This window comes from Iningainema tapete BLCC-T55, from assembly GCF_014698965.1.
In the GTDB taxonomy this organism is placed as follows: Bacteria; Cyanobacteriota; Cyanobacteriia; order Cyanobacteriales; family Nostocaceae; genus Iningainema; species Iningainema tapete.
Map to the genome: position 1 here is coordinate 74850 of NZ_JACXAE010000074.1, position 14267 is coordinate 89116.

At 42.7% G+C, this 14267-nt stretch carries 10 protein-coding genes; 9 read left to right on the top strand and 1 reads right to left on the bottom strand.

Translation table 11 applies throughout. The annotated features are described in order from the left end of the window. Positions 1 to 8 precede the first annotated feature (8 nt). Complete coding sequence (locus ICL16_RS24035) at positions 9 to 2018, bottom strand: scytonemin biosynthesis sensor histidine kinase (RefSeq protein ID WP_238360929.1); 2010 nt, start codon at positions 2016 to 2018, stop codon at positions 9 to 11. Positions 2019 to 3097: 1079 nt separating this feature from the next. Here ICL16_RS24035 and scyA point away from each other — a divergent pair. The 9 genes from scyA to eboC all read left to right on the top strand — a co-directional run bounded on the left by scyA (position 3098) and on the right by eboC (position 14225). Further along, a complete protein-coding gene (scyA, locus tag ICL16_RS24040; RefSeq protein WP_190832921.1) occupies positions 3098 to 4972 on the top strand; it encodes a scytonemin biosynthesis protein ScyA in 1875 nt (624 codons plus the stop codon). Positions 4973 to 5076: 104 nt separating this feature from the next. Next, complete coding sequence (scyB, locus tag ICL16_RS24045; RefSeq protein ID WP_190832927.1) at positions 5077 to 6135, top strand: tryptophan dehydrogenase ScyB; 1059 nt, start codon at positions 5077 to 5079, stop codon at positions 6133 to 6135. Positions 6136 to 6146: 11 nt separating this feature from the next. Next, positions 6147 to 7106: a scytonemin biosynthesis cyclase/decarboxylase ScyC gene (scyC, locus tag ICL16_RS24050; protein WP_190832930.1), complete on the top strand. Its 960-nt coding sequence runs from the start codon at positions 6147 to 6149 to the stop codon at positions 7104 to 7106. 76 nt (positions 7107 to 7182) lie between these two features. Further along, a complete protein-coding gene (locus ICL16_RS24055) occupies positions 7183 to 8316 on the top strand; it encodes a ScyD/ScyE family protein (RefSeq protein ID WP_190832932.1) in 1134 nt (377 codons plus the stop codon). A 229-nt stretch (positions 8317 to 8545) separates the two neighbouring features. Further along, positions 8546 to 9925: a ScyD/ScyE family protein gene (locus ICL16_RS24060; protein WP_190832934.1), complete on the top strand. Its 1380-nt coding sequence runs from the start codon at positions 8546 to 8548 to the stop codon at positions 9923 to 9925. Positions 9926 to 9947: 22 nt separating this feature from the next. Beyond that, on the top strand, positions 9948 to 11240 hold the full coding sequence (gene scyF / locus ICL16_RS24065) for a scytonemin biosynthesis PEP-CTERM protein ScyF (RefSeq protein WP_337907111.1): 1293 nt from the start codon (positions 9948 to 9950) through the stop codon (positions 11238 to 11240). A 181-nt stretch (positions 11241 to 11421) separates the two neighbouring features. Continuing rightward, the gene (locus ICL16_RS24070) at positions 11422 to 12315 is read left to right on the top strand and encodes an EboA family metabolite traffic protein (protein WP_190832937.1); all 894 of its coding nucleotides are present in this window, start codon (positions 11422 to 11424) and stop codon (positions 12313 to 12315) included. A gap of 61 nt (positions 12316 to 12376) precedes the next feature. Next, positions 12377 to 13300: a TatD family hydrolase gene (locus ICL16_RS24075; protein ID WP_238360930.1), complete on the top strand. Its 924-nt coding sequence runs from the start codon at positions 12377 to 12379 to the stop codon at positions 13298 to 13300. A 10-nt stretch (positions 13301 to 13310) separates the two neighbouring features. Further along, positions 13311 to 14225, top strand: coding sequence for a UbiA-like protein EboC (gene eboC, locus ICL16_RS24080; RefSeq protein WP_190832939.1), 915 nt, complete (start codon positions 13311 to 13313; stop codon positions 14223 to 14225). The last annotated feature ends 42 nt before the right edge of the window (positions 14226 to 14267 follow it).

The window sequence follows — 14267 nt, forward strand, 5'->3', positions numbered from 1 at the left end:
AAAAATATCTATCGAGGACTTGTAAATTTGATTGATGGTAATTTCACAGTGAATGTAGTACCTGTACCAACTTCACTGGTGACGGTAACTTTACCACCATGTAGTTCTACAAGGGTTTTCACAATTGATAACCCAAGCCCTGTACCTGGTATGTCATCAACATTACTACCTCGATAAAAAGGCTCGAATATTTGTTGTTGATCGACTACTGGAATACCTATACCTACATCTTTAATTTGAAAAACTACGTTTTCATTTTGACAAGATAATTCAAACAAAACTGTACCTCCACTAGGAGAATACTTGACAGCATTTGAGAGCAGATTTGTCAAGACATGCTGTAGTATTTTTGGGTCTAAATAAGCGGATGTACAATTACCTTTACTGACAAAATTGATTGTTCTTTGGTTACCTACAGCTAACTGCAACTGTACAACAAGATCACGGCAAAACTGATTGAGGTCAATTAGTCTGGGATCAAATTTTAATTTTGCTTCCTCTGCTTGTCCAAATAAGAGAATTTCATCTAGTAACTCACTGATTTGTTTAACAGCAGCTTGAATCAAATCAAGATACGAACGGTTTTTTTCTTCTGTCCATTGATGAAGATGCCGCCTGAGTAAATCAGCAGAAAATGCCACAACATTTAACGGAGTACGGAATTGATGGCAGAGCATGGAAACAAAACGTTCTCTCAACTCGCTCAGCCGTTTTGCTTGCTCTAGGGCTAAGCGCAGTTCTGATTCTGCTTGTTTATAGTCAGTAATATCAATAGCTGTTACTAATTCAACATTTTGACTAAAATCAAGTACTTGATCAAGTACTTCTACTGTACAAGCTAGCCAGCGCTCCTTGCCATTCTTTGTCACAATCTGCATTTCTTGATATTCACAAAAAGCTGCTCCATCTTGTTTGTGTACTTGTCGAAGTTTTTGACTTTTGATCAGATTATCGATACTAAAGCTAAAGTTATTCAGTAATTCTTTTTTTGAATAGCCTGTAAGTATTTCTGCTGCTCTATTTACATAGCAAATATTCCTATTTTGGATGAGAAAGATGCTTGCATCTGTTGTTTCTGCCAAAGTCCGGAATCTAGCTTCGTTGATCTTTAAGGCTTCCTCTGTTCTCTTGGACTCGGTAATGTCCCAAATGCTCCAAACTCTACCAATAGTTTTATCACCTAATTTGTGTGGTTCAGAGTAATGAGCAAAAATTCTTCCATCTTTTAATTCCACTAAGTCGTAACTTTCTGTTTCTGACTCGATGGGCAGATCCCACACAACTCTACGAAAAAGTTCTGGATCTTTGACTTTGCTTTCAAAGAAGGCTTTTGCCTTGGGACATTTTTTGGACATGCCTACTGAACTAGGTAGTTGCCACATATCCATGAATTTTTGGTTGTAGCAAAGAACTTCTCCCTCAAAATTCACTGCAAGTATACCATTCGCAGTTGAATCAAGGGTGGAACGCAGTATCCACAGAGATGTTGCTAATTGGGATTCTGTTTTCTGATACTCTACTACTTCTTGCTCTATGTTTAAATGTCCGTTTTTGTTCTGTAACTGTAATAAATCGCCCCTTTCCCTGACAAAAGCACAAATCAATTCTTGACCTTGCTCTTCTACGTAAGATACTTTGATTTCTACTGGAAATATCCTTCCTCCTTTTGTTCTATAACGTGATGTGCATTTTAGTGAACCTTGTTGCTTGAGCGCTCGCCATTGCTTTGACCAATCTTGTAGTGAGAAATCTACATCTAAGTCTAGCAGTGTCATTGACAATAATTCCTGGCGAGAATACTCACTCATGCCGCAGGTTGCATTGTTGACATAGAGAAATTGTGCATTTTTTCCTAGACAGAACGCAGCTTCTTCACATTGATTAATTAGAAACATTCCATATGTCAACCCTTGCTCTTTCTGTGATGCCAATTGCATATTAGTTTCAATAAGTCTATATTCGCCAAAGTTCATGGCTTTTTCCCATGCATCTGATTCACTCTGCTCTTCAGCCCTCATACATACTTAGACCTTTTGATTTTTCACGGTTGCTTTTCAGCCCCCTCAACTACAATAGATTACCAAATATTTAAAAAAATTAATATAACTTTACAAAAGCTTTAATATAAGGAAACACGCTTGGTTTCAAGTCAAAGATTAAATTCAGCCTAGCTTTAGCTTCCTTGTGTTGACAATAATTTATTTAAAGTGGAATTTGTAGAGGTACGCCACACGAGTTCTAGTCGTAAAGGTTCTACTTCCAACTAAAGAGTCTACAATTTACTACTAATCAAATTAGGTCTTCATTTTGACAAGTTCTCTCCCGAAGTAAACTTCTCTTAAGAGATGTAGATGGCTAAAAATGGACAATTTGAGCATATTTATGGATGACCAATTCTACCGTGGTTACTACTATTTGCTTGTACAAATATTTGCTGCTTCACTTTTGACCTCTAAATTTGTCATTAACAAAATTTAACTACTAAATTATTTTTTTTTCATCTGTCAAAAGAAACACGTTAATTTTTGTTAACCACGTATTTTTTTTTAGTCATCCATCTAAAGAAGTAAAGTTTTGAAAATTAAGTAGGTAGCGATCGCGACAAATATTTTGATGGTGATCTAATTGCTGGTTTTTTGTTTCCATACATAAATCATTGTTTGATTTACTCTTAACTTATTTGGGTAGTTACTTAATGATTTATTAGTATAAATAAAGACTATTAAATAAGTTGTAAACTATCTAAAGACAGAATTTATTTTCAAAAGTAGAATAGGCGTTACTTTTAACACAGTTAAGTGCAAAAAAATAGATAGACCGATCAAAAGATTCTTCATTGCCGCAGCCTGCAAAGCTTTTGTAGTCTGTATTTCATAAGCACAGCCCTAATGGTTTATCTATTACTTAGCAGTTTTTTTACTAAGGAAAAAGCTATTCATTACCAATTCCAAGCTGTTAACCAAGCGAGTAAAAGATTGCCAAAACTAAGTGCAAGTGCAGCTTGAGTAATTTTAACAGCGAACCAGTGCTGTAAGAGGTTACCTCTGTCCGGCAACTGGCGATACCTCTCCAAGATTCAGGGAGTATGTAGAACCAAATGATCCAAAATTATACTCAAACAACATCTCAAATCGGCGCTAGACCATACCAAGTGTATGAACCCAATGGTCATGTTAAATCAGAACCAGCAAATGGCGCACACCCATCCAATGCCACTCCAGTTCTAGACGAAGTAGATCATCGACTTACAGTTGCTGATGCAGTAGTTCAGATGCTGGAAAATCTGGGAGTGTGCTGTGCGTTTGGTGTAAACGGAGGCGCAATGGCAACCTTTTGGGGTTCGCTATCCAATAGCCTTGTGCAAGTTGTTAACTGTCGCCATGAAGCAGGAGCTGCTTTTGCGGCAACAGAAGCCTACTTTGCTAATGGTCGCCCTACCGTAGTTTTCACCACTGCAGGACCAGGAATCACCAACGCTCTAACAGGATTATACGCTGCAAGGGATGAAGGAGCAAAGGTAATTTTCATTTCAGCTTGCACCTCCGCATCACAACGTGGAAGATGGGCAATTCAAGAAACTAGCAGCCAAACATTACCCACCGAGGGAATTTTTACACCAGGACCAGTGTTTAACTACGCTGCTAAAATCGAATCTGGTACACAACTGCCACAGATATTCCGTAAACTTGCTCTTGGTTTAAGCAGTCCCGGAGGATTTGTCGCTCACTTGAGCATCCCTACAGCAGTACAATCAAGTTTGGTAAGCGAGATTCCCACACTACAAAGCGTTTGTAGTCCTTTGCTCACACCCGACGCTGAAGTAATTGAAAGAGTTGTACAACTATTATCAGAAGGACCTTTTGCGATTTGGTTAGGCTTTGGTGCCCGTGGTGCAGCAGAGGAAATTCGCCAACTCGCTGAGAAAACAGGGGCAGCAGTGATGTGTTCTCCTCGTGGCAAAGGAATCTTTCCGGAAAACCACCCCCAATTTGTAGGTGTCACAGGTTTAGGTGGTCACAGTTCTGTTTTCACCTACATGCACAAGCAACCTCCAATACGTACTCTTGTACTAGGAACTCGCCTGGGTGAACCAACTTCCTTCTGGAGTCAAGCAATGGTTCCACCTGAAGGCTTTATCCATGTAGATATTGACCCTGCAGTACCAGGAGTAGCTTTCGCTAACGCTCCAACTGTTGCCATCCAATCTGACATCAAAGCATTTGTTCATGCTCTGTTGCAACACGAAAATCTTCAAGTCACACCTGCTCCTTTGCTACCCAGTCCTGAAGATTTGGAAGCAGGAGTTGCAACAGAATCTCTCGTCCGACCAGAGATATTGTTTGAAGCAATCCAAAAGGTATTTGTTGAAGGCAGCGACGCTGTAATACTGGCAGATTCTGGTAACTCGTTCATTTGGGCAACAAATGCACTGCGGTTTACACAACCACGCTACCGGATTAGCACGGGAGTAGGGTCCATGGGTCATGCTACCACAGGAGTTGTGGGCGCTGCTGTTGCTCGTAATGGTAAAGCAGTGTCGATCGCCGGAGATGGAGCAATGCTGATGAATAACGAAATCAGCACCGCAGTCAAGTACCAAATTCCGGCAGTTTGGATTGTACTTAACGATGCTCGTTACAACATGAGCTATCAAGGAATGGCAATGTTGGGACTCAAAGGAGCAGATGCTACCTTCTCACAAGCAGATTTTGCCATGATTGCTCGTGGTATGGGAGCAGAAGCTATCCGCGTTTCTCAAGAATCTGATATTGTTTCGGCGCTACAGCAGGCGTTGGCAGCTACAGGTCCTATAGTGATCGACGTATTGATCGATCCTGATCGACGCGCACCTTCTAAAGGACGCAACCAAGCTCTAGCATCACAAGGAGTAAAAACAACTCCCGCTAAAGCTACCACCACACCAGCCACAGAGCAAGTTTCTTTCCCACTAGTATCATTCCCCAATGCTTAATCGGGAATAGCTAATAGCTAATTGTTAATTGTTCATTGCAATTAACAATTAGCCATAAACAATCAGCAATTAACAGTAATTTAAAATTGGTTGAGGAGACAAAAGTGAACCTTTTTGAAACAGTACAAGAAATGGGTCACGAGCAAGTCCTCTTCTGTCATGGTCAAGACCCAGAGATTAAAGCAATTATTGCTATCCATGACACAAGTTTGGGACCTGCAATGGGAGCAACACGACTGTGGCCATATGTCAACGAAGAAGCGGCTTTAAGAGATGCTCTTCGTCTCAGTCGAGGTATGACTTATAAAGCAGCCTGTGCTAACATTCCTGTTGGTGGCGGAAAAGCAGTTATTATTGCTAACCCTGAAAACAAAACCCCTGAATTATTCAGAGCTTACGGACGTTTTATTGAAACAATCAATGGACGTTTTATCACAGGGCAAGATGTTAATCTTACCCCTCAGGATGTTAGAGAAATTAGTAAAGAAACTAGCTATGTAGTTGGGGTAGAGGAAAGGTCTGGCGGACCTGCTCCAGTAACAGCTAAGGGAGTGTTTCTCGGCATTAAAGCTGCTGTCAAGTTTCGTTTGCAAAGCACACACCTAGAAGGGCTACAGGTAGCAGTTCAAGGTCTAGGAAATGTAGGTAGTAATGTTTGCCACCTTTTACATGAAAGTGGTGCAAAACTTTTTGTTACTGACATTAGTAAAGAGAAAACAGCAGAAATCAAGCGTCAGTTTGGTGCGACTGTTGTTGAGCCAGAAGAAATTTTCTCTCTAGAAGTAGATGTCATTGCGCCTTGTGCATTAGGGGCAATTCTCAACAGTGCCACAATTCCTCTTATTCAAGCCCCTGTGATTGCAGGTGCAGCAAACAACCAGCTAGAAAATGAGAAATTGCACGGTCAAATGCTGGTGGATAAAGGCATTCTTTATGCTCCAGATTATGTGATTAATGCTGGAGGGCTAATCAACGTTTACAACGAAATGATTGGCTATGACGAAGAAAAAGTTTTCCAACAAGTAGATAACATTTACGACACGTTGCTGGAAATTTTTGACAGAAGCTCAAAGCAGTCTCTCACTACCAATGAAGCTGCCAAGCAGTTGGCAGAAGACAGGATTATGAGAGCCAGAAAAGTTAAAACTTTGGCACTGGTGTAAAGGAGCAGTATATGGTAACGGAAAGAAATACATTTGCAACGTCGGCGTATATTGCGACTACCCCAGAAACTGCTTATGAGTATCTGTGTAGTCTCAAAAATTTGGACGAGTGGACGCTCTATAGCCGGATGCGAGAGCAAATTGACGAAGATACTTGGGTTGGCACTGCTTCTGGCTATCAAACTCCGCTTTACTATCACGTCAAAAGATTGGATCATCCTCAATTCTACGGGATTGAGTGGCACTGCGGTTTAGAATATCAGAAGTATTATCAAGTTTACCCTGTCCTACTTTTCCCCGCCAACTACATTGAGCCGGGAACTGATGAAAAGGGTGTGTACTTACACTGGATCAGTTTTGTCGATCCCAAGCGGCGATCGCCATTGATCATGGAGGGAATCCACACAGTACATACTTCTGAGTGTCGTTCTCTCAAAGGTAATTTGGAACGCAAAGCAGGTCTTAAGGCTGCCGCTCAAGGGCGTTACTATGTTGATAGTAGCACCATGTATGTTAACGCACCAGTAGAATTAGCGGTCGAGTTTTTGTCAGATTTGCGCAACATGGACGATTGGGCGCACTTGCTCCACGCCGATGGCGAAATCGCTGGCTCTACGTCGGGTGAGTTTCGTGATGAATATGACCAAAAAGTCAAAGTTACTTTGCGCATACAACAAGTGAACAAGTGGTACTTGGTGGAACACGAGTTCTTCTACCCTGATTACGGATTTTATCAGCGCTGTCCATTGTTGCTCATGCCAACTGCTCATGTGTTCCAAGATCCACAAGCTCCTGGTTTTATTCTCCACCAAATCGCTTTTTGGAAAGTTGGTGAGCAACTACCTCACGGCAAACTTCAAATTGAAGACTTTGGCTCTGAGCAATTGAATATCAAACGTTTATTAGAAGGTAAAGCTGGCAACCTTAGTACTTTAGCCCAAGGTTTAAGTTACATGCCCGACGCTAAGTAGTCAAAATCGTAGAGACGCGATACCCAAGCGTCTCTACACCCAAATTTCTAATTTCTAAATTTTCTCACTATGTCCTATGACTGTAGTACTCGCCGACAATCTTGATAATCCTAAAGGTCTGAGCTTTGGTCCAGACGGGAATCTTTATATAGCAGAAGCGGGAACGGGGGGTGAAGGCGCTTCTATTCCATCACCTAGTGGTCAAGGTAATTTATTTTACGGTACAACTGGGGCGATTACAAAAGTAGAAAATGGTGTAGCTAAACGTGTACTGACTGGATTACCTTCGGTAGCGTTCCCTGATGGTACTGGAGCTGCAGGTCCTCATGATATTAAGTTTGACAAATCGGGTCAGCCGTTTGTTTTGATTGGGTTGGCAGCAAAAGCAGTTGATCGCGATCGCACATTGGCTGATACTGATTTAGGCAAAATCATTACTGTTGATTTCAGTACAAACTCTTATACTAGTGTTGCCGATATAGCCAATTATGAAGTTACTACAAAGTTTACGTATAAAGAAGATGAAGTAGTCAGTAACCCCTTGGCTTTTTTAATAGATGATGAGATAATTGTATTAGTTGATGCTGGTGCTAACAAACTCATCAGTAGCAGTACTGATGGTAGTAGTTTGAAGGCACTCGCAAATATTCCAGACCAAGTATTAACTAACCCAATATTTCCAACACCAAAATCGGAAAACTTTGATCGGGGACACGTTCCACCTCCAAGTTCTTATCGTGATGCACGCCCATCAAAGTTAAGAATTCAATCAGTACCAACAGGAGTTGTCAAGGGACCAGATGGTGCTTATTACATCAGTGAATTTACTGGTTTTCCCTTTCCTGAAGGAGGGGCGAAAATCTATCGCGTAGATGTTAGCGGTCAACTAACAGTATACGCAGAAGGATTTACGCAACTAATAGACTTAGCTTTCGATGCTGTAGGTAATTTGTACGTTCTACAGCATATGAACCAGTCAGGCTGGAAAGGAAACCCAGACGGTTCGCTAATCAAGATATCACCAAATGGCGATCGCACAACGTTGCTGAGTGGTAATGGACTAGAGTCACCTTCAGCTATGGCGATCGGTCCCGATGATGCCTTTTACATCATCAACCGGGGTGGTCGTCCAGGAAAAGGACAAGTCCTCAGGATTGAAAGTAAGCAGTTAATACCCCAATTATCTGAGGGTGTATTAACAAACGTCTGATTCGCCCATCATCCCTTGCATAAGGGCAAGCGAAAGCCTTTCAACAATGGAGAAAAACATCAAAAATAGACTCCATTCACTTAGGTAAAGAGTTTCAAGCCAAATAAAAAAGCCTCTCTATGAGGGGCTGCTAAATAAATAGCTTGATTACCATCTCCCGATTACTGGGAATTGCTCTCATTAAATCCATAACACATTACACAAACTACCAAAGTCAATTTCAACAGGTATGAAACTCAAGTCATTTGCCCTTACATTTCTTACTCTTTGCGTTGCCGCTTTTGCGGCTGAAGCTAAATCAGCTCAAGCTGTATCTTTATCCGTACTTGCCGACGGTCTTGATAACCCACGTAACTTGGACTGGGATAAGGACGGCAATCTTTATGTAACCTACAGTGGTCGTGGAGGAGATGGAGACGGCGGACAAAGATGTATCCCATCGCCTAGCGCTCAATATATTCCGTTGTGTGCTGGTCCTACTGGTGGCGTGATCAAAATTGCTCCCGACGGAACAAAAACAAATTTCTTAAACAATCTCACTTCCATCGCATTAGTTCCCTCTGGCGAACAAGCTGCAGGTCCTGCTGACTGGAAATTTGACTCTCAAGGCAACGCTTATTTCTTGACAGGTGTTGCTGGCGATCCAAACGCCCGTGATGCTATATTAAAATCTCCCGATCTAGGAAAACTCTACAAAGTAGATGTAAGCACTGGTGCTTTAACAACTCTGGCTGACTTTGCAGCTTACGAAAGCGCAAATAATGTCGATGGCAGTGACTTAATTTCCAACCCTTACGCTTTCACAATTAAAGGTAATACTGCTTACGTTGTGGATGGCGGTGCTAACGTAGTTTATTCTGTAGGACTTGATGGCAGCGGTATCAAGAACGCAAAGGCGTTACCTCCGCAACTAATACCAACAAGTCAACTTGAATTCCCACAACTTCCTGAAGGTGTAGTAGATCCAACCGGAGGCGCACCACCTCCTCCTGGTTTTGCAATTGCTGAGAATGGTCTTCCTGTATCACAACAATCAATTCCTACAGCAATTACCGTTGCTCCCGATGGAACTTTAACATTAGCTGAATACACTTACTTTCCTTATCCAGAAGGTAAAGCACGGGTCTATTCCATTAATCCTGATACTTTGGAAGCAACAGTGATTGACAATGGGTATACCCAGTTGACTGGCGTTACATACGACGGTGACGGCAATCGGTATCTGTTGCAACACATCAATCAGTCAGAATGGAAGGGCATTCAACAGGGCGGTATTATCACTGGTGATATCAGCGGTTCGATCATCAAAGTTGCCTTGGATGGTACCAAGGAAACTATCTGGAGTGGTAATGGACTAGAAGCTGCTTCTGGTTTATTCTTTGGTCCTGATGGTTATTTGTACACTGCAAACCGTGCCAGACTTGCAGAAACAGGACAAGTTTTGAGAATCGATCCTAGAACAGGCGGTTCCTCAGCGTCAGTACCCGAACCCGCTTCCCTACTCGGCTTGTTTACGCTCGGTACCATAGGTGCTGCTACTAAACTGCGCAAGCGCAAGCGCCAAGAAGAATTGGGCGAAGAAGTGCTGGCTAAGGTAGAAACTATCTAATTTCTCCCTTTGAAGCATCTTTATGCGCAAAAAAACGAGCTGTTGCTATGAGCAGCAGCTCGAAGTCAAAACTTCCCCCGGCAAAGACCGGGAAGAATACCTAAATAACAAGTATAAACTGTACAACCAATTCTTCATTATGGCATTTGTAAAGAATCTATCAATTGCGATCGCCACTGCTGGGCTTGCTATACTAGCAGCAGTAGCTGAAGCCAAAGCTGTAACATTGTCTTACAACAGCACCATTAGTAGTCCCGGTTTTGCTCCCGGACAACTGTTTGTTCCTCAAGGTATAGGCGTTCAGGACTCTACTAACCTTGTTTTTGTCAGCAACGGTCGTGGTCAGAACCCAGACGGCAGTTTTAACCCAAACCTTGGTAACCGGGTCGATGTATTTGACCAAAGTGGTAATTATCTTAGATCAATTGGCAGTGGTAGACAAGGAAAAGGAGACGGTTTCGACGAGCCTGCTGACTTAAAATTCCAACCCTCCACTGGTGAACTGCACGTAGGCGACGTTTTCAACAGTGAAATTGATGTCTACAATCCTAACACTGGTGAATACATCAGATCCTATGGCTCTTTTGGTGGTCCTGTACCGGGTAGATTCTTCTTTGGACCAGGAGGGATGCAATTTGATGCCAATAGCGATTTATACATTACAGATTTTAGCGCTGACGTAATCAAGAAATATGATGGTAGAACTGGAGAACTGCTCCAGACCATCGGTGGACCTGGCACTGGACTTGGTCAGTTTAGTGGACCTGCTGGTTTAAACATATCTCAAAATACTGGCAGAATTTATGTCACCGACCAGTTCAACAACCGTATTCAAGTACTTGATCCAAACGGAACTCCTCTATTTACCTTTGGTGAGCGTGGCACAGCACCTGGGCAGTTAAGCGAGGCGATCGGTATCGAACTCGACGAGTACGATAATGTCTACGTAGCTGATTCTATCAACAGCCGCGTTCAGGTATTCGATAAAGACGGTAACTTCCTGACTACATTTGGTCAACCTGCTCGTAATGCTGCGGGCGAAATTGTACCACCTCCTGCCTTAGGTAGCCCTCCTTTCGGCGATCCCCTCGTACTCGAACCAGGCGTATTTAACTGGACTGCAGGCGCACACTACGATAGAGGTAAGCTCTATGTAGGTGACTTCTTCCAAGGTCGAGTTCAGGTATTAAATGTGAACAACGCACCCGCAACTTCAGTACCCGAACCAGCTTCACTATTAGGTTTAGCTGCAGTGGGAGTTGGCGCTACTGTTTCTGTTGGACTGCGTAAGAAGCAGCAAAAAGCAGTTGTTTAATCTCATAACCTCGTTTTAATATTCACAACCTTGTTACCAGGCTCAGCCTGGTAACGCATTCCGGGAGGGCTGCTGCCTCCCTTAAGCGCGTATCTGGGTGAGCCAGAGCCTCAAGGTAGACATTCCCAGCCGGAGGCGCTTAACGAGAGAGAGGAGAAACTAATATATAGATATAACAGTTATGGCATCTGCAGTTTATTTAGAGAAAACAAGTATTAATATTACAGACTTATTGCGTAACTGGCTAGTACCCCATGTTACAGAAAAAAGTCTCACTTGGCTAGATGAAAAGAGAGAGCAAATTGCTAGTAGTGCTAACACAGGAGTTTTTTTCACAGCTTTTAGTGCTGTCCCCCGCTATACAGGTAAAAGCGATTTAAATTTAACATCAGAAGATCGAGATGCAGCAACAACCGTTCGGGAAGGTTGGAATCCCAGTCACTGGAGTGTAGATCAAATCGCTCGCGCTATACTAGTACTAACACTACCTCAAGACAATCCAGAAAAATATTACCAGACGCTGGAACAAGTTTTCAACGCTGCCGACGTAGGAGAGTTAGTAGCGCTATATCAGACTTTACCCCTTCTACCTTTTCCAAAACAGTTTCGTGCCCGCGCTGCTGAGGGTGTTCGCAGCAACATGACGGCAGTATTCAATGCTGTGGCTTTACGAAATCCTTATCCAGCAGAGTACCTGGACAACATAGCATGGAATCAAATCGTGCTCAAAGCTCTGTTCGTAGGCAGTCCTCTCCATTTAATTCACGGACTTGATCAACGTGCCAATCCAGAGTTAGCCAGAATGCTTGTTGATTACGCTCACGAACGTTGGGCAGCAAAACGTACAGTATCTCCAGAATTGTGGCGACCAGTAGGTAAATTTGCCAACGTAGCAATTTTAGCAGATTTAGAGCGAGTCATAACAGACCCAGACCCCATCCAACAAGCTGCTGCTGCCCTAGCTTGCAGTGAATGTCCTTTACCAGATGCTCACACAGTCCTTGCTCGTCGTCAAGATCTGCAAGCTGATATTGACGCAGGACTTTTAAACTGGAACACTTTGATTAGTTCGTAGTAAGCGCTTAAGCGCTTTTTAACAAGATATAAGCACGCTCAGTGCTTACTAGCAAATAAATATGAGTATTAATACTATGATGTACATCGACCCCCACATTCACATGAGTTCCCGCACAACCGATGATTACCAGAAGATGCGGGATTCTGGTATTGTAGCTGTAATTGAGCCTGCCTTCTGGTTTGGTCAACCTCGTACTAGCGTAGGTTCATTCCAAGATTACTTTAGCAGTTTAGTCGGGTGGGAGCGTTTTCGTGCCGCTCAATTTGGTATAAAGCATTACTGTACAATTGGTTTGAACTCGAAAGAGGCTAATAATGAACCATTGGCAGAACAAGTGATGGAATTGTTACCATTATATGCCTGTAAAGAAGGTGTAGTTGCCATCGGTGAAATTGGCTACGACGACATGACACCAGCAGAAGACAAATACTTCCGCCTCCAGTTAGATCTGGCAAGAGAATTAGATATGCTGGTGCTAATTCATACACCACACCGCGACAAAAAAGCAGGCACAAGTCGCAGTATGGATGTTTGTTTGGAACACGGGTTAGATCCAGCACGGGTAATTATGGATCATAACAATGAAGAAACGGTGCAGGAAGTTTTGGATCGGGGCTTCTGGGCAGCGTTTACCATCTACCCAAATACTAAAATGGGCAACGCCCGCATGGTAGAAGTTGTGCGCCATTACGGATGCGATCGCATCATCGTAGATAGCAGTGCAGATTGGGGTGTAAGCGATCCTCTCGCCGTACCAAAAACTGCCATGTTAATGCGAGAACGAGGAATTCCCGAAGCGCAAATTAAAGCAGTTTGCTATGAAAATGCAATCCTAGCTTACAGCCAAAGCGGTCAAATGAACGAGTCAGACTGGCTCAACCCGAACCCCATCGATCAGCGACAGCTATTCAATGGTAACTCCGTACTACGCGGACAAAAACCTGTAATAGAACCTGCTCGCGACTACGCATTAATTGAATAACAGGAAACTTATGAACACTACAACACTCACCACTAACCGCATTTGGGCATATTTACAAATCATGCGCCCTGCCAACATCGTCACTGCTTGGGCGGATATTCTTGCAGGTTTCGCGGCTTCGGGGAGTGTTGTGTTCTCCTCACCATCTCCCTCTCATCTCATATCACTGGGGTGGTTGTTGCTAGCAACTACGGGTTTATACGGGGGGGGTGTGGTTTTTAATGATGTATTTGATGCCGAATTAGATGCTTTAGAACGCCCGGAAAGACCAATACCTAGTGGTAGAGCATCTCGAAATGGCGCAATTTTTTTAGGAATCATCCTTTTGGTAGGTGGCATACTTGCATCTGCTCAAGTATCCTTGCTGAGTGCAACTATATCTTTTGGTACAGCTACCGCAGCTCTTATATATGATGCCTATGGCAAGCATCACAGCTTTTTTGGTCCATTAAATATGGGCATTTGTCGTGGTAGCAACTTAATGTTGGGCGTGAGTGTAGCGTCGCCAATGTTAACAGAGTACTGGTTTTTAGCCTTACTCCCAATTGTTTATATTGCGGCTATTACCACTTTAAGTCGAGGAGAAGTACATGGTGGTAAAAGTGGTACAGGCATTATAGCTCTACTGCTAATAGGCTCGGTTATAGCTGGATTTCTGGCTTTGGGTTTATTAAATAGTTACCACTTGCTGACCGCATTACCATTTGTAATTTTACTAGCTGTAAGGGTCTGCATACCTTTTATCAAGTCTGTTACTCAACCAAGTCCAGAGAATATTCGTATAGCAGTTCGCGCCGGAGTTTTATCCCTGATTATTTTAAATGCTACGCTAGCTGCTGGTTTTGCTGGTTTATCATCCGGATTACTGGTCTTATGCTTGTTACCTATTTCAATGGTACTAGCGCAAAAGTTTGCAGTAACTTAAAAAAGCAACTGGAAAAATATGACAGAATCTTAATAGTAACAA